Origin of the sequence: Aromatoleum evansii (assembly GCF_012910805.1) — a bacterium.
GTDB lineage: Bacteria > Pseudomonadota > Gammaproteobacteria > Burkholderiales > Rhodocyclaceae > Aromatoleum > Aromatoleum evansii.
Genome location: NZ_WTVK01000002.1, coordinates 80,744 through 102,804, shown reverse-complemented (window position 1 = coordinate 102,804; position 22,061 = coordinate 80,744). Strand labels below are relative to the sequence as shown.

The following is a 22,061-nucleotide window of genomic DNA, read 5'->3' as shown; positions in this document are numbered from 1 at the left end:
CGGGGAACCCCCTGGCTGTCCTGGAGCAGACATGAGTTTTGACAACACCGCACGTTGCGGCGCGATGAACGCCGCGGACGAAATCATCGGCCGTCCCCTCGCGCTTGGCCTCGCAGACCAGCCTGCGATCGTCGGCGCCGGCAATCCGGTCACCTATGGCGAACTCGAGGCGATGGTCAATCGCACCGGCAATGCGATGAAGGCGCATGGCGTCGCGCGCGGCGAACGCGTCCTCTTCCTGATGGACGATTCGCCCGAGATGGTGGCCGCCTACCTTGGCACGATGCGTATCGGCGCCGTTGCGGTCGCCCTCAACGTTCGTCTCGCGCCGCGCGACGTGCGCTACGTGATCGAGGACAGCGCCTGCTGCCTGCTGTTCGTCGATGCGGAATTCGCCCATCTGTACCAGGAGATCGCCGCCGAGCTCGCCGACCCGCCGCAGGTCGTCGTGCGCGGCGCCGCGCGCCGGCGGCGTGCCGCTCGAGGACTTCCTCGCCGGGCAGGCCGACACGCTGGCCTCGACGCCGGCGGCGCCCGACGACATCGCCTTCTGGGTGTATTCGTCGGGCACCACCGGGCGGCCCAAGGCAGTCATGCACACGCACGCGTGCGTGCTGATCGCCGACCGCATGGAGGCCGAATACTTCGGCGTGCGCCCGGGCGACCGCATCTTCGCGACCTCCAAGATGTTCTTCGGCTGGGCGCTGGGCCATTCGCTGATGGGCGGGCTGCGCTGCGGCGCGACGGTCGTCGTGGCACCGGGATGGCCCGACCCGGTGCGCATCCTCGGCGTGGTCGACACCCATCGTCCGGCGCTGTTCTTCAGCACGCCCGTGATGTACCGCAACCTGCTGCGCGAAGGCGCGGGCGCAAGCGAGGGCTTCCGTCACGTGCGCCACTTCCTGTCGGCGGGCGAGAAACTGCCGGAGACGCTGTACCAGTCCTGGCTCGAAGAGACGGGCAAGCCCATCGTCGACGGCATCGGGGCGTCGGAAACGATCTTCCTCTTCCTCGTCAATGAAGGCCATGCACAGCGCCCGGGCTCCTGCGGCAAGCCCGTGCCCTGGGCCGAAGTGCGACTGGTGGGCGAAGACGGCGCGGATATCACGGAACCCGATGTGCCCGGGCAGATCGCGATCCGCACGCCTTCACAGTTCAGCGGCTACTGGAAGCTGCCCGAACAGACGGCGAAGTCCCTGCGCGGCGGCTGGTACTTCCCCGGCGACATGTTCAGCTTCGACCGCGACGGCTACTGGTATCACAACGGTCGCGCCGACGACATGCTGAAAATCTCGGGGCAGTGGGTGAGCCCGTCCGAGATCGAGGCCTGTGCGATGACGACGCCGGACATCGCCGAGGCCGTCGTCGTCGGCGTGCCGCAGGAGGACGGCCTCACGCGCCTCGTGCTGGTGGCGGTGGCGAAGGATCCGTCGGCGAGCCACTCGCGACTGTCATCGCAGGTGCAGGACACCCTGATGGCGAGTCTCTCGATCTACAAATGTCCGCGCACGGTGCGCTTCGTCGACGAGCTGCCGCGCACCGCGACCGGCAAGATCCAGAAATTCCGCATTCGCGAACTGCTCCAGGCGGGGCGGCTGTAGGCCGTTCCGGCCGTGTGTCGGCCCGTGCCGCGGCCGACACGCACGGACGTAGGGCGGGAGGAGCGCAGCGTATCCCGCCATTTCACCGGACGAAGGCATTCCGCCACGCCGCATGGCGGGATACGCCTTCGGCTCCTCCCGCCCTACGAAGCCGCTCAAGGCGCGGCGGGGGCAGGGCGAAGTGAAATCCCGCCTTCTTCAATCCGTACCGCACAAGCCCCGGTCCCGACGGAATTTTGTGTAAAGGGCTTGACTAGATTTATCGAATGAACGAACATTCATTCAACTGCTGACGGAACCGGACTCGGGACGCTGCAGCAAACAGGAAACGGGGCGGCGGAAGCGAAGATGCCCCTGGCTCGAATGACTGGTGAATGAGGAGACAGACATGAACCTGCAAGGCAAAACGGCCGTCGTCACGGGCGGCGCATCGGGGATCGGCCATGCGACGGCGGAGACGCTGGCGCGGGCGGGCGCCAAGGTCGTGATCGGCGACATCGACGACGCCAAGGGCGCGGCCGCGGCCGGTCAGCTCGCAGAGCACCACCTCGACGTCGATTTCGTGCGTCTCGACGTGACCGACATCGACTCCATCCACGCCTTCCGCGACGAGATCTATCGCCGCCATGGCCAGGTGGACGTCGTCGCCAACGTCGCCGGCTGGGGCAAGATCCAGCCCTTCATGGAGAACACGCCCGATTTCTGGCGCAAGGTCATCGACCTCAACCTGCTCGGGCCGGTTGCCGTGTCGCAGGCCTTCTTGCAGCAGATGATCGAGCGCGGCTCGGGCAAGATCGTCACCGTCGCAAGCGATGCCGGCCGCGTCGGCAGCCTCGGCGAGACGGTGTATTCCGGCGCCAAGGGCGGCGCGATCGCCTTCACCAAGTCGCTCGCCCGCGAGGTCGCGCGCTACAACATCAACGTGAACTGCGTGTGCCCCGGCCCGACCGACACGCCGCTGCTGCGCGCGGTGCCGGAGAAGCACCAGGAAGCCTTCATCAAGGCCACGCCGATGCGCCGCCTCGCCAAGCCGTCCGAGCTCGCCGACGCCGTGCTGTTCTTCGCCAGCGATCGCGCCAGCTTCATCACCGGCCAGGTCATCAGCGTCAGCGGCGGTCTCACGCTTGCTGGCTGAGTGACTGTTCATTCGAATTCAAAGCGCAACCAACTCCAGGAGAATCACATGTACAAGCTCAAAGCCGCCGAATGGCGTCCGGAACACTTCAAGTTCGAAGTCGCCGACCGCGTCGCGACCATCACGCTGAACCGTCCCGAACGCAAGAACCCGCTCACCTTCGAGAGCTACGCCGAACTGCGCGACACCTTCATCAAGCTGCAGTACGCCGAGGACGTGCGCGCGGTCGTGATCACCGGCGCGGGCGGCAACTTCTGCTCCGGTGGCGACGTGCATGACATCATCGGCCCGCTGACGAAGATGGACATGAACGGCCTGCTCACCTTCACGCGCATGACCGGCAACCTCGTGAAGGAGATGCGCAACTGCCCGCAGCCCATCATCTCGGCGGTGGACGGCATCTGCGCCGGCGCCGGCGCGATCATCTCGATGGCTTCCGACCTGCGCTACGCGACGCCCAAGGCCAAGACGGCCTTCCTGTTCGTGCGCGTGGGACTGGCCGGCTGCGACATGGGCGCGTGCAGCATCCTGCCGCGCATCATCGGCCAGGGCCGTGCCTCCGAGCTGCTCTACACCGGCCGCTCGATGAGCGCGGAGGAGGGGCGCGCGTGGGGTTACTACAACGACCTCGTGCCGGCCGAGAAGGTGCTCGCGAAGGCGCAGGAGATGGCGCTGTCGCTCGCCAACGGCCCGGCCTTCGCGCACTCGATGACGAAGAAGTGCCTGCACCAGGAATGGAACCAGACCATCGAGCAGGCGCTGGAGACCGAAGCCGAAGCCCAGGCGATCTGCATGCAGACGCAGGACTTCACGCGCGCCTACAACGCCTTCGTGAACAAGCAGGTGCCGAAGTTCGAGGGCAACTGAGGTTCCGGCGTGCCGGGCGGCCGTCCCCGCGGCCCGGCACGCCTTGCCGTACGGTCGGTTCGACGCGCAGTTTCGCCGGCCGGTTTGCCAGGGGCGTCGCGTCTGCGGCCTGTGCGTTCAGCCAACGAACTCTCCTCCGATGTGCGCAGAGGCCGGCGACGCCCCGTTTTTTCGATTAGCCCGGCACCAATACCGTTCGGGCTGAGCCTGTCGAAGCCTCTCAATTGCCCTTCGACAGGCTCAGGGCGAACGGTTTCATGCCTGCCTGCAGCTCCCGAGGACATCCACATGATTTCGCTGACGATTGAAGATTCGGTCGCGACCATGACGCTGTGCCGCGCACCGGTCAATGCGATCAACGAGGAATGGATCGAGCAGCTCGACCGCATCCTCGCCGAGCTCGAGACCCTGCGCCACGTGAATGTGCTGCACATCCGCAGCGGCGAGCGCCTGTTCTGCGCCGGCGCCGACCTCGATCTGATCGGCTCGCTGTTCGCCACTGCGCCCGGGCGCGAGCGCATGATCGCGATCACCCGCCGGATGCAGGAAATCTATGCGCGCCTGGAACGCCTGCCCCAGGTTACCGTCGCCGAGATCAACGGCGCGGCGATGGGCGGCGGCTTCGAACTCGCGCTCGCGTGCGACCTGCGCGTCGTCGCCGACACCGCCAAGGTCGGACTGCCCGAGGCGCGCCTGGGCCTGCTCCCGGCCGCGGGCGGCACGCAGCGCATGACGCGCATCTGCGGCGAGGCCGTCGCCCGGCGCCTGATCCTCGGCGCCGAAGTCGTCGGCGGCGCGGACGCGGTGCAGCTCGGCTGCGCACACTGGGTCGCGCCGGCGGCCGAACTGGAAACCTTCACGCGCCAACTCGTCGCGCGCATCGCCGCCCTGCCGCCGCTGGCGCTGTCCGAATGCAAGCGCTGCATCACGGTTGCCGTGGAAGGCGCTGAAGATGGCTACGAAGTCGAACTCGCCGGCAGCGCGGCCCTGCTCGCGGACGGCGATACGCAGGAACGCGTGCGCGCCTTTCTGAACCGTCAGTAAGTCCGCGGGCAACGGCGACGCGATAACCCGGCCCCGCCGGTGGCACAATACGCGCGTCCGGCCCATGCCGGACGTCGTGGCAACGGTTCACCCGAGGGAAGGGACATGAGTTCAGCAGAAAGCGTCAAAAGCGTGGTCACGGACCCCAAGCTGGTCGAGGAGCGCCGTCACCAGATCATCAGTGCGGCCACCAAGCTCTTTTCCGAGCAGGGCTACTACACCACGACGATTCTGCAGATCGCCCGCGAAGCCAAGGTCAGCACCGGCCTGATCTACCAGTACTTCGGCGACAAGGACGACATCCTGTTCCTGACGCTGAAGAACGTGCTCGACACCTACGAGCAGGAAATCCCGCGCCAGATCGAAGGCCTGACGCATCCCGTCGAGCGCCTGTGCCGCGCCGTATGGGCCTACTGCGCGGTGGTCGACGCCCAGCGCGAGGCGACGGTGCTCGCCTACCGCTCGACCAAGTCCCTGCGCGCCGACCGGCGCGTGCTGATCAAGGACGGCGAGACGCGCACCAACCGCATGATCGAGAAGTCGATCCGCGCCTGCACCACCGGCGGCTTCATGCGGCCGGTGAACGAATATCTGCTCGGCTACCAGATCGTCAATTTCGCCCACGCCTGGGCGCTCAAGCACTGGGCCTTCGACGACCGTTTCAGCCTCGCCGAATACGTCGAGGAAGGCCTGCAGCTCCTCGTCGAGCCCTTCCTCACCGCGAAGGGCAAGACCGCGCTGGCGAAGATCGCGAAGAACGCCGACGCGCCGCAGCAGCAACCGGGCTGAGGCGGCGCGGTACCCGGCCCCCACCGGGCGCGCTCACGGCGTGCGCAGCCGCGCGGCCGGAATCTCCTTCTCCCACAGGCGCGTGCCCGCGGCGTTCCACGCGGCGACGCGCAGCAGGCGCGCGCCGGCCGGCCCGGAGAACTCCAGCGTGCAGAAGTTGCGCTGTGTCACCAGCGTCCCGGGCACCTCGCGCACCGGGAACGGGCGGGGATGCACGCGCGCGGTCAGCGGCGAGCAGGTCAGCTCGGTGAGCGGGTAGGTGCCGGGGCGCTCGCGCTCGGTCAGGTGCGTGTAGTGGATATCGCCGGAGAGGAAGAACACGCCGTCGATGCGCTCGGCCGCGAGCCAGTCGAGGAAGGCCTGGCGCTCGCGCGGGAAGTTGTGCCAGCCCTCGCCGCCGCGCGCCTCGGGCGAGGGGCGGTCGCTGAGCATGCGGCTGCCGTTGGTGACGACCTTGAAGGTGGCCTGCGAGCGGCGCAGCGCGCCCTTGAGCCATTCGAGCTGCTGCGCGCCCAGCATCGTCCGCGCCGGGTCCGTGCCGGCATCGTCGTCGCGGTGGTAACGGTCGTCGAGCAGGAACAGCTCGACATCGCCCAGCGGCACCCGGGCGAAGATGCCGGGCTCGCCGGGCAGTCCGTAACCGGGGTTCGCCCAGTAGTCCCGGAACAGCGCCAGCGCCGTCGCCTTGAGCGGGAAATCGCGGTTCGAGTTGTCGGGGCCGAAGTCGTGGTCGTCCCAGATGGCGACGTGCTGGCCGGTGCGCAGCAGCCGCTGCATGGGCGCGAAGCTGCGCGTGGCGGCCCAGCGCGCATGCATCCGCGCGGCGACCTGGTCAGGCTCGGCGAAGTCCGCGTCGCGGTAGTAGATGCTGTCGCCCAGCCACAGCATCATGTCGGGCCGCCGTGCGGCGATGGTGTCGAAGATCTCGAAGCCGGCACCGAAGGCGTTCGGCGTGGGCTCGTAAGGGCGGTCGGGGACGTAGTTGCACGAGCCGGTCGCGATCATCAGCTCGCGCGGTGCGGTGGGATCCGCGGTCGCGGTGGTGAAGACGGGCTCCTCGCCGAGCTCGGCGGGGATCCCGTCGAGCAGCACGCGGTAGGCGTAGCGCGTGGCGGCGTGCAGTCCGCCGAGCTCGACGCGCACGGTGTGGCCGCGCTGCGGGCTGGCGACGACGGGTGCGCTGCGCTGCGCGGCGTCGGGCCGCCCCAGTGGCCAGTATTCGAGCTGCACTTGCGCGGGGGCATCGGTCATCAGCCATACACCGACGTGCGTGGCCGTCGCCGGCCCGGCCATCGGGCCGCCGGCCAGGCTGGCCGCGCCGGCGACGGCTGCGTGCAGCGCCAGCAGCCAGCACAGCGCCAGGCGGCGCAGGGCGCAATCACCGAAGGGCAGTGCGCCGCATGCCGCCGAACGCATCGCCGGGATGGCCCGCTGCCCAAGCGAGCCCACAGGCTCCACCCGTCCGGGAATAAGGGGGCTGGGTCGATTCTCCCGGGGGCGATGAAGACGTTTCATCGCCCGCTCACCTCTACCCCGTCGCGCAGCCGGTCGTCCGGATGCACGACGACACGCTCGCCTTCCTTCAGCCCTGCCAGCACCTCGGCGACCAGCCCGGTGCGCTGGCCCGTGTCGATGCGCCGGCGCACCGCGCGGCCTTCCTCGACGACAAAGGCCGCCCAGCCGTCGCCGTCGCGGAACAGCGCGCTGGCCGGCACCTGAAGCACGTCCTCGCCTTCCCACAGCACGAAGCTCGCCTCGACGCGGTAGCCGTCGCCAAGGCGCTGCCAGGTCCCGGACGGCGACGCGAAATCCGCGATCACCCACACGCGCTGCTCCTCGACGCCCAGCGCCGACACCTTCGTGAAGCCCGCCGGCTCGACCACGCGCACCCTGCCTTCGAGCGCACCGTCGCCGCCCCAGCGCTCGAACAGCACGCGCGTGCCGGGGCGGATGCGCACCGCGTCCGCCGACAGCACATCCACCTCGACCTCCAGTGCGCGCGCATCGCCGATCTCGACCAGCGGCTGACCGGATTCGACCGCACCCTCGCTCTTGCGCGGGATCTTCAGCACCTGTCCCGCGACCGGCGCGCGCACCAGCACCGGCTCGCCCTTGCCGCCCGCCGCGGCGAAGCCCAGCGCCGTGCGCGCCGCCTCCAGCTCGTGGCGCGCGGTCGCGACCGTGAAGCGTGCCGAGCGCAGCTCCGACCCGGCGCGCTCGTCCTCGGCCGCCGCGCGGTCCACCGCTTCCGCCGCGACGTGGCCGGACGCGCGCAGCTTCCTCATGCGCTCCAGCTCCTTCGCCGCGAGCGCCGCGCCGGCTTCGGCCGCCTTCACGCGCTGCTCGACCGCCGCGAGGTTCGCCTGCGCCGCAGCGGCGCGCTCCCCGGCCTCCGCGTGCCGGCGCGCGTCCAGCACCGCCGAGCGCGAGGCCTCCAGCGCGACGAGGGTGTCGCCCGCCGCAACCGCGTCGCCGACGTCGAGCGTGATGCGCCGCGCGTAGCCGTCCACCGGTGCGGCCAGGACGTAGCGGTCGACGACTCGCGTGCGGCCCTCCTGCTCGACGGTGACGCGCAATGGCGCGCGTACCGCCTCGCCGAACTCCACCGCCACCGGCTGCTCGCGGAAGCCCGCGTACAGGCCCCACCCGACCGCTGCGACGATCAGCAGGAACACGATCTGCCGGCGCCACTGCACCTTGGTTTTCATGTTGTCACTCCGGAGTCTTCAATACCGCGATGAGGTCGAGCCGGTCGAGGCGGCGTCGTACCGCAAGGCCCGACAGCAGCGCGGAAACGATCACGACCGCAACCGCGAAGGCGTAGGTCTGCGGCACCAGCACCACCGGCACGCGGAACAGGTCGGTCTGCATCGTCAGCGCGATGTAGTAGCACATCGCCTCGCCCAGTTTCAGGCCGAGCGGGATCGCCACCGCCGTCAGAATGCCCAGTTCGCCGAGCAGGATGTAGCCGATCTCGCCGCGCGTGAAACCCAGCACGCGCAGGCTCGCGAGCTCGCGCCCGCGCTCGGTCAGCGCGATGCGCGCGCTGTTGTAGATCACGCCGAAGGCGATGACCACTGCGAACACCGTCGACACGTAGGTGAAGAACAGCATCGTCTCGTCCATCAGGCGGTTGAAGTTGCGGATCTCCTGGATGCGCTCGGCCACCCCCGCGACGCGCGGCAACTCCTTCAGTCGCGCGTACAGCCCCTGCAACTGCGCGTGGTCGACGGCCAGCCACGCGCCCGAGATCGTCGGCCCCTCGTGCATGAAGCGGTTGAGCGCCGCCAGATCCATGTAGGCCGCGACGCCGAGATACTCCTTCACCAAGCCCGCGACCACCGCTTCGCGCAGCGGCCGGTTGCCCTCCAGCACTTCGACGACGATGCGGTCGCCCACGCGCACGCCCAGCATCTTGCCGAGATGGTCGGTCATCAGGATCCCCTCCGAGGGCATCGCGACGGGCCGCAACTCGGTGTCGAGCAGACGCTGGAGCTCGCCGTCCGGCTCGATGCCGCGGATCGTCGTGCGATGCTCCAGGTGCCCGTGGCGCAGCCGCACCGGCACCGAGCGGAACACCTCGACATGCTCGACGCCGTGCAGCCCCGCCAGATCGAAGCGCGCGCGGTAGGCCGTCGGGTCGGTGAAGGCGACCGACAGGTCCTCGCGCTGCGCGAGGCCGTAATGCACGTTCATCATGAAGCCCACGGTGTCGCGCTGGAACAGCCCCGTCAGGATGATGCCGCATGCGAGCGCGATGCCCAGCACCGTCAGCGCCGACTTCAGCGGCTTGCGCCAGATGTGGCGCAGGATCATGCGCGTCGGCTGCGACAGCCAGCGCTTCAGGCCCAGCTGCTCGACCAGCGTCTCGCGGTAGCGCGGCGGCGGCTCCGGGCGCATCGCCTGCGCGGGACTCAGGCGCGCCGCGCGCCACACCGCGACGATGGTCCCCGCGCCCGCCGCGGCAAGGCTCGCCCCCGCGGCCTCCAGCATGGTCGCCGGCTGCAGGCTGAAGCGCAGCCAGGGGAAGTAATAGAACTCCATGTAGATCCCGGACAGCGCGTGCCCCAGCCACACCCCCAGCAGGATGCCGCCCGCGATGCCCGCGCCGGCGATCACCGCCACGAGCTTCAGGTAATGCACCGTCACCGCGCCGTTGCCGTAGCCGAAGGCCTTCAGCGTCGCGATCTGCTCGCGCTGCATCGTGACCAGCCGGCTGATCACGACGTTGAGCAGGAAGGCCGCCACCCCCATGAACATCGTCGGGAACAGGGTGGCGAGCGTGCCGAGCTGGTCCAGCTCCTGCGTGAGGAAGCGGTGCGAGAGCTGATCCTTGCGCGCATAGGCGCCGAGTCCGCCGAAGGGGGTGATCAGCGCATCGACGCGGTCGATCACGTCCTGCGCGTCGGCGCCCGGACGCAGGCTCAGCGCGAGGTCGTTGAAGGCGCCGTCGAGGTCGTAGGCCTGCCCCAGCGCCTTGCGCCCCATCCACATCACGCCGTAGCGCTTGGGATCGGGGAAGGCCGAGCCGGGCCGCAACTGCTGCACGAACTCCGGCGACAGTGCCGTGCCGACCACCGTCAGCGCCTGGCGCCGGCCGTTGAGGATGGCGTGGAAGCGGTCGCCCGGATGCAGCGTGTGCGCCTTCGCGAAGGGCGTGCTGACGACGACCTCGTCCGCGCGCCCCGGCAGCGGCAGGCGCCCCTCGCGCAGATGCAGGCCGTTGAGCCCGTGCGGCGCATCGTCGGCGAGCGACACCATGCGCGCGCTCACCGGTTCCGCGAAGTCCGGCATGTCGAGCCGCACCGCCTCGACGACGCGTGTCTCCACGCGCTCCACGCCCGGAATCGCGGCGATGCGTGCGCGCAAGGATTCCGGCGCGCGTTTCAGCGTCGCGAACACCTCGGCGAAGCGGTACTCGCGGTAGTAGTCGTCCTGCGTCGCGCGCAGCGCGCCGAGCGTCGACAGGAACATCACGTAGGTGCCGACGCCACACATCACCACCAGCGCGATCGCGACCGCCTGCCCGCGCATGTGCCACAGGTCGCGCCACAGCTTGCGGTCGATGGCGCGCATGGCGCTACCAGCTCAGCTCGGAGGCCGCCTTGCGGCTCTCGTTGCGTTCGATGCGCACGACGTGGCCGTCGCCGAAATGCACGACCCGATCCGCCATCGCCGCGATCACCGCGTTGTGCGTGATCACCACCGTCGTCGTCCCCAGCTCTTGATTCACGCGCGCGATCACCTCCAGCACCATCACGCCGGTCTGCGCATCCAGCGCGCCGGTCGGCTCGTCGCACAGCAGCACCTGCGGCCGCTTCGCCACCGCCCGCGCGATCGCCACCCGCTGCTGCTCGCCGCCCGACATCTGGCTCGGGAAATGGTCCATGCGCGGCGCGAGCCCCACCAGCGCCAACGCCTCCTCGGGCGTCATCGGATCGTGCGCGATCTCGGTCACCAGCGCGACGTTCTCGCGCGCGGTGAGGCTGGGGATCAGGTTGTAGAACTGGAACACGAAGCCGACATGCTCGCGCCGGTACTGCGTCATCGCCGCGTCGTCATCGACCGTGAGGTCGTGCTCCGCGTAGCGCACCGTCCCGCTGGTCGGTGTATCGAGCCCGCCGAGTATGTTCAAGAGCGTCGACTTGCCGCTCCCCGACGGCCCCAGCAGCACCACCAGCTCGCCCGCGTACAGGTCGAGATCTACCCCGCGCAAGGCGTCCACGCGCACCTCGCCCATCTGGTACACCTTGGTGAGGCCGCGCGCCTCGAAGATGGGGCGCGGAGCGGGGGAGCACAGCGGGGGAGGGGAGACTTGCTCCGGCATGCGAAGCTCCGGCGTCATTACGCTGGGAGCATAGCCCGGCAGGGTCTGGATGTCGCGCGCGATGTCGCTCGCGATGCGAACTTAGTCCGCCTGCCGCGTCATCTCCAGCCGCGACAGATCGAAGCCCCGCACGGCGAGGCGGGTGCGCAGCGCCTCCAGGGCTTCCGGCGCGACCTCCGGCGTGCGCGACAGGATCCACAGATACTCGCGTCGCGGTTCGCTGACCGCCGCGAGGCGGTAGTCCGGGTCGAGGTCGATCACCCAGTAGTCGCCCCACACCGCGGGAATGAAGGACAACCACGCGGGGGCGAAGCGCACCTTGAGCCGCGGCGAATCCGCCTCGCCGATCTGGCGGGCGGTGCCGATCGCCTCGTCGAGCGCACCGTCGGCCGTCCTGCAGCGGTTGGCGACGCGCACCCGTCCGTCCTCCTGCAGCCGATACTCGGCTTGCGTGAAGCCCGCGCAGTGACGCTGGAAGCGGTTCGGATACTTGGCGATTTCGTACCACGTGCCCATGTAGCGCGGGACATCCAGCGCCTCAATGCTCGTCAGCGCGGGTTGGGGCGCCTCGGCCGTGGCGGCCGGCACATGCGTGCCCAGCACGAACGCCGCAAGCAGGGCGGGGAGGGCGGACGCCATGGGCATCGCCGGGCGCATCAGGCCGCCTTCAGTAGCCACACGCTTTCCTTCGCCGGGGTCTTTCCCTTCAGGCCACCCTCCACGTCGAGGTGCGCGAGCCGGGTCAGGTGGTAGCGGCCTTCGTAATGGAGGCGCACTTCGTCGGCGTCGATCGAGAACGGCGGGCCTTCGTGCTTGCGCGGGTCGTACTCGAAGCAGATGAGGAGCTGCGGCGCGCGCTGCGTGATGTCCGCCAGATGGGCGGCATAGCGGTGGCGCATGGCATTCGGCAGGGCGACGAGGGCGGCGCGGTCGTAGACGGCATCGACCGGGCCGAGCGTCTCGCGCTTCAGGTCGAAGAAATCGCCGACGTAGACGTCGATATCCGGGGCGGCATAGTGATCGAGCGCGCCAACGCGTGTCACCGTGGGCTCGACGCCCAGTTCGGTGAAGAGCTGCGCGATCGCGAGCGGGCTCAGCTCCGCGCCGACGACGCGATACCCTTGCGCGAGCAGCCAGTGGATGTCGAGCGTCTTGCCGCACAGGGGCAGGAAGATGCGGCTGCCCGGGCCGCGTGCGAGGGCGCCGAAATGTTCGACGAGCAGGGGATTGGCGTCGCTGCCGTGGAAGCCGATCTCGTTGCGTTCCCACTTCGAATGCCAGAAATCCGGCTCCATTGCTGATGTCTCCCGAGTTGCGAGTGCGATGCGCTAGGCGGGCGGGTTTTCCCTTTCCACGTCCGCGAGGAAGTCCGCCGCCCGCATCTGCTCGGCCTGTTCCAGCCACACAGGATAATGCGTGCGGAAATCGGCGGAGATCTGCGACAGTGGTACGTCGGAATAATAGCCGCGCTGGTGCACGTACTCCATGTGCTGGTTTCCGCTGCGGTCGAACGCATGGTAGATCGAGTCGCTGCGGCCGTCGAATTCGAGCGGCAGCAGGCCGAAGCGCTCGCACAGGGCGAGGTTGAAGGCCGGCGTGGCCTTGTACCAGTCGCCGTCGATCAGGATCTCGGTATAGCCGTGCCAGCGGTAAAGGTCCGAGCCGAAGGTCTGGCGCATGCGTTCGGTGCTGAGGTGGTTGCGCACGTCGGCGTAACCGGGGCGCGCGGGAATGCCCGCGGCGCGGCACGCGGCGGCCAGCAGCGTGGCTTTCGGCACGCACCAGCCGGCCCCGGTGGCGAGGACGCTGCTCGCCTTCATGCCGGTTTCCGTCAGGTCGATGCGGTAGGGGTCGTAGCGGAAGCCGTCGCGCACCGCGTAGTACAGCGATACCGCGCGCTCGCGCACGTCCTTGCCGCGACAGTGCGTGCTCGTGAAGTCGAGGACGTCCGGGTGGTCGCTGTCGATCAGTGCGGTGGGCGAAAGGTAAGCCTGGGTCATCGAGTTGTCTCCTGCGGCGTAATTGTTTGAAGGCCACTCATTTTATGATGACACGGACTGGCGCTTTTGCGTTCCCGGGGATCCGGATGTCCCCGGCTCGCGACCTGACCGGCCCCGTGCGCCCACCGGCAGGCGGCGCAGGCAGTCGGCAGCAGCTTGCGGCCGGGCCTCAGCCGCGCTCGATCAGCACGTAGTGCTTGCGCACCGGTTCCAGTACCTCGAACAGGCCGGTGAAGCCGGCCGGGATCACGCACGCGTCGCCGGGACCGAATTCACGCGCGACGCCGGCATCGTCGATGATGCGGATGCGTCCTTCGAGCACGTGGAAGAACTCATCCTTGCCGTCCGCGAAGGCGATCCGCCACGCGCCCGGTTCGCAGCTCCACGTGCCGGCCGACATGCCCGCGTGTTCGTAGTGGTTCCACGTCGTGCGCAGCGGATTGCCGGCGACGAGGCGCTCGGGCCGCGGACGGTCATAGGCCGGCGGCGTGGTCGCGACGGTGAAGGCAGTGAGGGACTTGGGTGTGCTCATCAACGAGTATCCAGTGGTGCGTACGCGCTTGGGCAGGGGGCGACCGGGCGCAGTCCCTATTTCCGGAAAAGCTCGTCGAGCGGGTTCGCGCGCTTGACGCCGTCCCCGGCAGAGACGGCCTTGCCGGTGTATTCCTCTTCGATGTTGTCGCGGTAGTAGCTCCACGCGGCGCCCGAGTTCGACAGCCGCCGCCAGACTTCCTCGCCGACCCCGGTGTAGTCGATCAACTGTCCGTTGTCGAGTTCGACGCGCAGGCGCCGCTCGCGCGGCTCGTATCCGATCGCGCGCAGCTTGCCCGCGCTGATGCGTTTCATTTCCATCGCAGGCTCCACAAACATCCACGAGCGCTCATTTTGCCGCAGGCGGGGGGAGGCGAGGAGGGACGTCGCACGGCCGTTCCTCCTCGCAACGAGCCGCGCCTCAGCGCACGTCGAGCAGGCTCCCGTCCCAGGCGTCGTGTTTCTCGAAGCCCATCAGGTTCGCCACCGTCGCCGCGATGTTCGACAGGCCCGCGCCCTCGACGGCCTTCAGCCCTAGCCTGCCGCCGCTGACGTTGTCGTAGAGGATCAGCGGCACCGGGTTGAGCGTATGCGCCGTCTTGGCCTTGAACGAGCCGTCCGGGTTCTGCGCCGGTTGCTTGGTCTTCTTGTCGAGCTCGAACATCTCGTCGGCGTTGCCGTGGTCGGCGGTGATCAGCGCCACGCCGCCGGCCGCGTCGATGGCCGGCAGCAGGCGCGACAGCGCCAGGTCGACCGCCTCGATCGACATCGTCGCGGCGCGGAAGTGGCCCGAGTGGCCGACCATGTCGCCGTTGGCGTAGTTGCAGCGCAGGAATTTGTATTGACCGGAGCGGAGCGCGGCGATCATCGCGTCCGTGATCTCGGCAGCCTTCATCCACGGGCGCTGCTCGAAGGGCACCACGTCGCTCGGCACCTCCTGCCAGGTCTCGCCGTCGAACTTGTTCGAGCGGTTGCCGTTCCAGAAGTAGGTGACGTGGCCGAACTTCTGCGTCTCGGAGCAGGCGAACTGCGCGACGCCGCTCTTGGCCAGCCACTCGCTCATCGTGTCGCGGATCGCCGGCGGATCGACGAGGAAGCGCTTGGGCAGCTTCAGGTCGCCGTCGTACTGCAGCATGCCGGCGTAGGTGACCTTGGGCACGCGCACGCGGTCGAACTTGTCGAACTCGCCAGCTTCTTCGAAGGCACGCGTGATTTCGATCGCGCGGTCGCCACGGAAGTTGTAGAACACGACCGCGTCGCCGTCCTCGATGGTGCCGACCGGCTGGCCGTCCCTGGCGATGACGAAGGCGGGGAGGTCCTGGTCGATCGTGCCGGGGTGCTGCTCGCGCAGCGCGCGCACGGCCTGCGACGCGCTCGCGAACTGCGCGCCACGGCCCAGCACGTGCGTGTGCCAGCCCTGTTCGACCATCTTCCAGTTGGCGTCGTAGCGGTCCATGGTGATCGTCATGCGCCCGCCGCCGGAGGCGATCTGCGCATCGAAGCCGCCGGCCTGCAGCTCGGTGAGGAAGGCTTCGAAGGGTTCGACGTATTCGAGCGCGCTGGTCTCGGGCACGTCGCGGCCGTCGAGCAGCGCGTGGATGCGCACGGCCTTGAAGCCTTCGTCGCGCGCGCGCAGCACCATCGCCTTGAGGTGGTCGATGTGGCTATGCACGTTGCCGTCGGAGAAGAGCCCGATGAAATGCAGCACGCCACGCCCGGCCTTCGCGCCGGCGACGATCTGCTGCCACGCTTCGCCCTGCCAGATCGCGCCCGAGGCGATCGCGCCGGCCACCAGCGCCGCGCCCTGGGAATACACCTGGCCCGCGCCGATCGCGTTGTGGCCGACTTCCGAGTTGCCCATGTCCTCGTCCGAGGGCATGCCGACCGCCGTGCCGTGCGCGCGCAGCAGCACGTGCGGGTAGCGCGCGAACAGCGCGTCGAGGGTCGGCTTCTTCGCCGCGGCGATCGCGCTGCCCACGTCGTTCTTGGGAACGCCGTAGCCATCCATGACGATGACGACGACCGGGCCGGGGATGCCGGGGAAGGACGGGAGCTTTTGCAGCATTCTGGGAAGTCCTGCGTTGGGGTCGGAAGCCTGCCATTTTACTGCAAGCTGCCGGCTTCACCGGACAAGCAGCCATTTCGCGCGGCCCGTGCCGGAGCCACTGATCCACGGCGCACTGCCGCGTCAAGAGGGAATATCCCGGCGCAACCGAGGTAGGCGTTGTCTCCCGGTCGTCCTCGTTTCCGACGGGCGTCAGCGATCCGGGCGTCGCCTTGATCCCGGAATCCGTGGGGTACCCCTCCGCGCCGCCGCGTTTTTCCCCTCGCCGCGCTGAAACAAAATCCGCGCCGTGCTCATGGTTATGAGATGCGGGTGCGCCTTGCGCCAAGGCGCCATGTAAAGGGGAAAGGCAATGAACATTCGAGGGAGAGTCCGGGCGGGGGTTGCCCGGGCGCTGACATGCGTGCTGGTTGGCATCGCGCCGCTGATGCTTGCGGCGGGTACCGCCGGGGCGGCGGACACCGGAGCGATCGGTTTTGCAGCCGGTGCCGAATACATCGGCGAGGAGCGTTGCCTCGCCTGTCACAAGAACGAAAACGACAACTACTCGCACACGACGCATGCCAAGGCCTTCCGGCTCAATCCGCGCAACGATCTCGAACGCAAGGGCTGCGAGGCCTGCCACGGACCGGGCTCGCGGCATGCGAACGAGAACTACGCCGACAAGTCGCTGATCGTCAGCTTCACGCGCGAGGCGTCGAAGCCGGGCGAGATCCGCGGCGAGCGGGGCGACGCCGGCAACAACGGCCCGGTGCAGATCAACGCGGTGTGCCTGCAGTGCCACGACGGCAACCAGCGCATCTTCTGGCGCGCCTCCGCCCACCAGAGCAACGGGCTCGCCTGCACCGACTGCCACAACCCGATGGCGAAGTTCTCCGCGGACGGCCTGCAGAAGACCAACAGCATCTCCGAGACCTGCTACAGCTGCCATCAGCAGCAGCGCATGGAATTCCGCAAGCGCTCGCACATGCCGCTGCCGGAAGGGAAGATGTCGTGCGCGGACTGCCACAACCCGCACGGATCGCAGACCAAGCCGCTGCTCAAGGCCGACACCTTGAACCAGCTCTGCTACAGCTGCCATCAGGAAAAGCGCGGTCCCTTCCTGTGGGAGCACGCGCCGGTGCGCGAGAGCTGCGCCAACTGCCACACCCCGCACGGCTCGAACCAGGAAAAGCTGCTCACCACGCCGCGTCCCTTCCTGTGCCAGCAGTGCCACACGCACACCACCCACCAGAACAACCTGCTGACGCAAGCCAACACCGCGGGCGGCGCCGTGCCCGACGAACGCGTCATCGCACGCAGCTGCTCCACCTGCCACGCGCAGATCCACGGTTCGAACCATCCGAGCGGCGTGCGCATGCACCGCTGACGGGAACGGGAGAAAACAATGAAGAACAGGCAAACGAAATTTGCACTTCTGCCCCTGGTCGCGATGCTCGCAGTGATGGGGAGTGGGCGCGCCTATGCGGATTCGGCGGTCGGGGTCGATACCGTTCTGGGCAACGTCCTGCTGCCGGGCGGCGGCGACGCCGTGCGCGGCACCGACCCGCAGGGATTCTCGCTGGTGATGGGCGGCAAGGGGCCGTCGCACACGCCGAGCGGTCAGCTCTACCTCTACCCGATGCTGACGCCGGCGGTGAATGCCACCGACAGCGGCTGGACCTGGTCCGGCAGCATCGAGGCGGGTTACCTTGGCGGCCGCGTCGACACGCGTGCAGCGGGGTTCCGCGAATATGCCGACTGGCGCAACGGCGCACTCCTCACCGGGTTCGAGCTGAGCGCCGAGCGGCCCGACAACGCCTTGTATGTCGACGTGCAGGGCAGCGCGCCGGGGCGCGACGATCAGTTCTTCCGCGTCGAGGCGGGCCGCTACAACGGGGTGAAGTTCTCGGCCTTCTACAGCCAGACGCCGCATGTGTTCGCGACCAACGCGCGGCCGATCTGGAACGGCGTGGGGACGGGAAGCCTCACGCTGCCGGCCGGCCTCGTCGCCGGCACGCATACGCAGGCCGATGCCGCGAGCTACGCCGCGTTGCAGGCGGCGGTCGCCAACGCCGGCGAAACCACGCTGAACATCGACCGCAAGAAGGTCGGGCTGCGTGTCGACGCGCCGATGGGCGAACGGCTCAACGGCTTCTTCAGCTATACCAACGAGCGGCGCGAGGGCGAGCGGCCTTTCGGCGGCGGCTTCATCTTCGACTTCATCCGCCGCTCGGCGAGCAACCCGGTGGGCTTCAACGTGCTGGGGGCGGTGAACGAAACCGTCGAGCCGATCGACTACACGACGCATGAATTCCTGAGCGGGCTGCGTTACGTCGGCGATAAGGATCGCCTGAACCTGACCGTCGCGGCCTCACTGTTCCGCAACGACAACGCGTCGCTGACCTGGGAGAACCCGTTCTCCATCAATTTCGGTGCCGTCAATGCCAACGCCAGCACCTGGGAAACGGGGCGTTTCGCACTGAATCCCGACAACGACGCGTACAACGTCAAAGTCGACTACGCCCGCATGCTGCCGATGCAGGGCCAATTCACCGCCGTGCTGTCGACGGGACGCATGAGCCAGGATGAGCGCCTGTTGCCGCCGACCATCAACGACGGCGTGAACGCCTTCGGCGTGCCGGCGAGCTATGCGGCACTGATCAACGGCTACGACACGACGCGCGTGCTGAGCCGCCAGCGCGCCGACGCCCGCATCGACACCCGGCTAGCCGACTTCGGTCTGTCCCTGAGTCCGCTGCAGGACCTGACGGTGCGCGCCAAGTTGCGCTACTACGACGAAGACAACCGCACCCGCTACGCCGCCATCGACCCCAATACCGGCATCATCGGCTATCCCGGTCTCGACTACGGCCTGCCGGGCGTGTTCGGCGCGAACTTCGGCTTCTACAACGCCGCGCGCAGCAACAACATCCACTACATCAGCATCCCGACCAGCTATACCAAGCTCACCGGCACCCTCGGCGCCGACTACCAGCTCACGCGCCTGAGCCAGCTCGGCGCGACTTTCGAGCGCGAGGAGACCGAGCGGCCGTACCGCGAGGTCAAGGATACGGTGGAGGACCGCCTCAAGTTCGCGTTCAACACGCGTGCGTTCGATCGTTCGACCGTGCGCGCGTCCTACGAGTACGCCGACCGCCGCGGCAGCGAATACCGCTACGACATCTACGAGCAGTTCTACACCAGCTCGCGGGACGACTACACCGGCCCGACGCCGATCCACACGCTGGCGGAGCTGCGCAAGTTCGACCTCGCGGACCGTCGCCAGCAGGTGCTCAACCTGCGCTGGAACTACATGCTGCGCGAGGACATGGACGCGATGCTGTCGATGCAGCACAAGCTGAGCGACTACAGTGCTTCGGACTACGGCCGCATCGGCGAGGAGCGCCTCGATTCGCTGAACCTCGAGTGGACCTACGTCCCGGCGCCCGGCAGCTCCTTCTTCACGTGGTACTCGGTGCAGGCGGCGACGCAGAAGCAGGGCAACATCAACCAGGGGGTCGCCGGCACGCGGGTGAGCTCGCACGCAGGCGTGGACGCCATGTACCCGCTGGAGAACGCGTGGACGGCCGGCATGCGCGATCTCAACCACGCGCTGGGCCTCGGTTTCACATACGACTTCGGCTGGGCACGCGTCGAAAGCCGCTACAGCTACATGTGGTCGGTGAGCCGGCAGAGCTACGACTATGTCACGGCGGAAGCGGCGACGGTCGGCAGCGGCACCAACGAGACGCAGTCCGCGGCGATGGCCGGCACCGAGTTCGCCGACATGCGCTATCGCCAGCAGGTGCTCGAGACCAGCGTGCTGCGGCCGCTGGACAAGCACAGCGCGCTGCGTTTCTTCCATCGCTGGGAAAAGCGCAACGTCGCCGACTGGCACTACACCGGCCTCGACGGCAGCCCCCTGATCGGGCAGAAGCTCTATCTGGGCGCGACGCCGGAGGACTACAACGTCAACGTGTTCGGCGTGTTCTGGCAGTACAGCCTCTGAGTCGGCCGCTCATTGCCACAAGGGGCCGGCCGCCTGCAGCGCGTCCGCGACGAAATCCACCAGCGCGCGGACGCGGGGGCAGCCCCGGTTGATGGGGAGGTAGATCGCCTGCAACTGTGTCGGAATCGTCTCGTAATCGGGCAGCACGCGCTGCAGGCGCCCTTCGGCGAGGTCCTGCCCGACGATGAACAGCGGCTCGCAGACGATGCCGTGTCCGGCGAGTGCGGCCGTGCGGTTCATGTCGCCGCTGTTCGAGCGGAAATTGCCGGAGGTCGGAATCGTGTATTCCTGTCCGTCGCGCCGCAGCACCCAGATGTTTCCGACTGTGCGGTTGGTGTAGCCGATGCAGTTGTGCTGGCGGAGATCCTCGTGGGTGGCCGGAGTGCCCTGCCGCTGGAGGTAGGCAGGGCTCGCGCAAAGCACGGTCCGGATCACTGCCAGCGGGCGTGCGACGTACATGTCCGGCACCACGCGGGTGATGCGCAGGGCCACGTCCACGGCGTCCTCGGCGAGGTCCACCAGGCGGTCCGAGAACAGCACCTCCGTCTGGATCATCGGGTAGCTCTCGACGAAACGCGCCAGATGATGGCCGAGGAAGGCATGCGTGAAGGAGCATGGTGCGGTGAGCCGCAGCGGCCCCGCCATGACCATCGCCTCGCTCGACAGGCTCAATTCGGTCGCGGCGATGTCGTCGAGGTGCTGGCAGCATCGCCGGTAGTAGTGGCATCCCCCTTCGGTCAGGCTGATCTGGCGCGGACTGCGATGCAGCAGCTTGACCCCGATGGCCTGCTCCAGGTCATTGACGTGACGCGAGGCCGACGTCGTCGAAATGCCCAGCTTGGCCGACGCCCGCGCAAACGAGCCGCAGTCCACGACGCAGCGGAACACGCTCATCGCCACGAGTTTATCCATTTCGGACCTTTTTCCTTGCCGGCGCCCTCATCGGAGGGTGATGGCCGGCCAATGCCAGACGGGGCGCAATTCTACAAACGGCACCGCGGTGTGACGTTTCTCACAGGTGGCATCAGTGTTGCGCGAAACGTCGCAAATCCGGGGTGGGGGGCGCCCGCATTGTCATTGCCGCGCCGGCGCGGGTAGAGTGCGACGAATCCGGCCTCGCGCCGCCATTCCACGTCCCTCGTGATCGCCCGCAAATACCTCTACCTCCTGGCCCTCGCGCGCGAGCGGCATTTCGGCAAGGCCGCCGAGAGCTGTCACGTGTCGCCGTCCACGCTGTCGGCGGCGATCCGCGACCTGGAGGACGAACTGGGCGTCGCGCTGGTGGTGCGCGGGCAGCGCTTCGCGGGGCTGACGGCCGAAGGCGAATGCGTCGTCGCGCACGCGAAGCGCATCGCGGCGGGGGCGGACGACCTGCGCCACGAGCTCGGGATGCTGCGCGACGGACTGCGTGGACCTTTGCGCCTCGGCGTGATCCCGACCGCCTTGCCGGTGGTCGCGTCGCTGACCGGCGCGTTCGCCGATGCGCACCCGGCCGTCGCGATCGAAGTGGGCTCGGCGAGCACGCAGACGATCCTCAACGCGCTGCGCAATTTCGAACTGGAAGCGGGCATCGTGTACGCCCATTCGGCGGACGCACCCGACCTGAAGTATTGCCCGTTGTGGCGCGAACAGCTCGTGTTCCTGACGACGTCCGGTGCGGCATCGCGCGACGAGGCGATCACATGGGAAGCCGCCGCCCGCCAGCCGCTGTGCCTGCTGTCGCGCGACATGCAGAACCGCCAGACCATAGACCGCGTGTTCGAGTCCCTCGAATGCACGCCGCACGTCGGGCTGGAGACGAACTCCATCCTCAGCCTGCTCGCGCACGTGCGCACCGGACGCTGGGCGACGATCCTGCCGCGCAGCGTGCTCGGGCTGGTCGGCGATCCCTCGGGAATGTCCGCCCGGCCCCTCGTGAAACCTGCGGTCGCGTGGGAAACGGGACTCGTCACGCTGCGACGGGAACCGAGCTCGCCGCTCGTCGAGGCTGTGCTCGTGGCGGCGCGCACGCTCCCGGCGTCGTTCGGAAAAAGCGAATAGGCCTTCGACAGATTCCGCTTTTCATGCCCTGGGCGCTGCACTATTGTTCCCCTCGACCCGGCCGCGGCCGGTTCCCCGTCGCAGGGCGGGAGGGGCGCAGCGTATCCCGCCACTTGGCGATCGAACGGCGGAATACGCCGCGCTCCTCCCCTCTGCGCTTCGAGCGGATAT

At 68.3% G+C, this 22,061-nt stretch carries 19 protein-coding genes and 1 pseudogene; 9 read left to right on the top strand and 11 right to left on the bottom strand.

Features of this window, described 5'->3' with window-relative positions:
* Positions 1-31: 31 nt before the first annotated feature.
* From GO615_RS29345 to hbdR, 6 genes and pseudogenes are all read left to right on the top strand, one after another.
* Positions 32-379: pseudogene (locus GO615_RS29345) on the top strand (AMP-binding protein); the annotation flags it as partial.
* Between the two features lie 4 nt (positions 380-383).
* Positions 384-1,601, top strand: coding sequence for an AMP-binding protein (locus GO615_RS29160; RefSeq protein WP_281358685.1), 1,218 nt, complete (start codon positions 384-386; stop codon positions 1,599-1,601).
* Positions 1,602-1,989: 388 nt separating this feature from the next.
* Complete coding sequence (locus GO615_RS01560) at positions 1,990-2,736, top strand: SDR family NAD(P)-dependent oxidoreductase (RefSeq protein WP_169125285.1); 747 nt, start codon at positions 1,990-1,992, stop codon at positions 2,734-2,736.
* 48 nt (positions 2,737-2,784) lie between these two features.
* Entirely contained in the window at positions 2,785-3,603 is an 819-nt protein-coding gene (locus GO615_RS01555; protein ID WP_169125284.1) for an enoyl-CoA hydratase family protein, read from the top strand.
* A 288-nt stretch (positions 3,604-3,891) separates the two neighbouring features.
* Positions 3,892-4,647 carry an enoyl-CoA hydratase/isomerase family protein gene (locus tag GO615_RS01550; RefSeq protein WP_169125283.1) on the top strand — a complete coding sequence of 252 codons (756 nt, stop codon included), beginning with the start codon at positions 3,892-3,894 and terminating at the stop codon, positions 4,645-4,647.
* 105 nt (positions 4,648-4,752) lie between these two features.
* Positions 4,753-5,436 (top strand): HTH-type transcriptional regulator HbdR, encoded by a 684-nt coding sequence (gene hbdR / locus GO615_RS01545; RefSeq protein ID WP_169125282.1) that lies wholly within the window; start codon positions 4,753-4,755, stop codon positions 5,434-5,436.
* Positions 5,437-5,469: 33 nt separating this feature from the next.
* Here the strand turns inward: hbdR and GO615_RS01540 are convergent, their stop codons facing one another.
* The 10 genes from GO615_RS01540 to gpmI form a co-directional block, all read right to left on the bottom strand.
* Complete coding sequence (locus GO615_RS01540) at positions 5,470-6,852, bottom strand: alkaline phosphatase D family protein (RefSeq protein WP_169125281.1); 1,383 nt, start codon at positions 6,850-6,852, stop codon at positions 5,470-5,472.
* A gap of 95 nt (positions 6,853-6,947) precedes the next feature.
* On the bottom strand, positions 6,948-8,144 hold the full coding sequence (locus tag GO615_RS01535; RefSeq protein ID WP_169125280.1) for an efflux RND transporter periplasmic adaptor subunit: 1,197 nt from the start codon (positions 8,142-8,144) through the stop codon (positions 6,948-6,950).
* Positions 8,145-8,148: 4 nt separating this feature from the next.
* Entirely contained in the window at positions 8,149-10,512 is a 2,364-nt protein-coding gene (locus GO615_RS01530; protein ID WP_169125279.1) for an ABC transporter permease, read from the bottom strand.
* Positions 10,513-10,516: 4 nt separating this feature from the next.
* A complete protein-coding gene (locus GO615_RS01525; RefSeq protein WP_169125278.1) occupies positions 10,517-11,263 on the bottom strand; it encodes an ABC transporter ATP-binding protein in 747 nt (248 codons plus the stop codon).
* A gap of 81 nt (positions 11,264-11,344) precedes the next feature.
* On the bottom strand, positions 11,345-11,941 hold the full coding sequence (locus GO615_RS01520; protein ID WP_339380056.1) for a lipocalin family protein: 597 nt from the start codon (positions 11,939-11,941) through the stop codon (positions 11,345-11,347).
* Positions 11,920-12,558, bottom strand: coding sequence for a thiopurine S-methyltransferase (gene tmpT, locus GO615_RS01515; RefSeq protein ID WP_169125277.1), 639 nt, complete (start codon positions 12,556-12,558; stop codon positions 11,920-11,922). The genes GO615_RS01520 and tmpT overlap by 22 nt, the downstream gene beginning before the upstream one ends.
* A 33-nt stretch (positions 12,559-12,591) precedes the next feature.
* Positions 12,592-13,263, bottom strand: coding sequence for a transglutaminase-like domain-containing protein (locus GO615_RS01510; RefSeq protein WP_169125276.1), 672 nt, complete (start codon positions 13,261-13,263; stop codon positions 12,592-12,594).
* A 169-nt stretch (positions 13,264-13,432) separates the two neighbouring features.
* Positions 13,433-13,795 (bottom strand): cupin domain-containing protein, encoded by a 363-nt coding sequence (locus GO615_RS01505; RefSeq protein WP_169125275.1) that lies wholly within the window; start codon positions 13,793-13,795, stop codon positions 13,433-13,435.
* 56 nt (positions 13,796-13,851) lie between these two features.
* On the bottom strand, positions 13,852-14,115 hold the full coding sequence (locus tag GO615_RS01500; RefSeq protein WP_169125274.1) for a KTSC domain-containing protein: 264 nt from the start codon (positions 14,113-14,115) through the stop codon (positions 13,852-13,854).
* 100 nt (positions 14,116-14,215) lie between these two features.
* Complete coding sequence (gpmI, locus tag GO615_RS01495; RefSeq protein ID WP_169125273.1) at positions 14,216-15,859, bottom strand: 2,3-bisphosphoglycerate-independent phosphoglycerate mutase; 1,644 nt, start codon at positions 15,857-15,859, stop codon at positions 14,216-14,218.
* Positions 15,860-16,262: 403 nt separating this feature from the next.
* On the opposite strand from gpmI, the gene GO615_RS01490 reads away from it, so the two are divergent.
* Both GO615_RS01490 and GO615_RS01485 read left to right on the top strand, forming a co-directional pair.
* On the top strand, positions 16,263-17,228 hold the full coding sequence (locus tag GO615_RS01490) for a DmsE family decaheme c-type cytochrome (protein ID WP_339380055.1): 966 nt from the start codon (positions 16,263-16,265) through the stop codon (positions 17,226-17,228).
* A gap of 18 nt (positions 17,229-17,246) precedes the next feature.
* A complete protein-coding gene (locus GO615_RS01485; RefSeq protein ID WP_169125271.1) occupies positions 17,247-19,850 on the top strand; it encodes an MtrB/PioB family decaheme-associated outer membrane protein in 2,604 nt (867 codons plus the stop codon).
* 9 nt (positions 19,851-19,859) lie between these two features.
* On the opposite strand, the gene GO615_RS01480 is transcribed toward GO615_RS01485, so the two are convergent.
* Complete coding sequence (locus GO615_RS01480) at positions 19,860-20,762, bottom strand: LysR family transcriptional regulator (RefSeq protein ID WP_169125270.1); 903 nt, start codon at positions 20,760-20,762, stop codon at positions 19,860-19,862.
* A gap of 228 nt (positions 20,763-20,990) precedes the next feature.
* Between GO615_RS01480 and GO615_RS01475 the strand changes: the two genes are divergently transcribed.
* Positions 20,991-21,890, top strand: coding sequence for a LysR substrate-binding domain-containing protein (locus tag GO615_RS01475; protein WP_169125269.1), 900 nt, complete (start codon positions 20,991-20,993; stop codon positions 21,888-21,890).
* Positions 21,891-22,061: the final 171 nt, after the last annotated feature.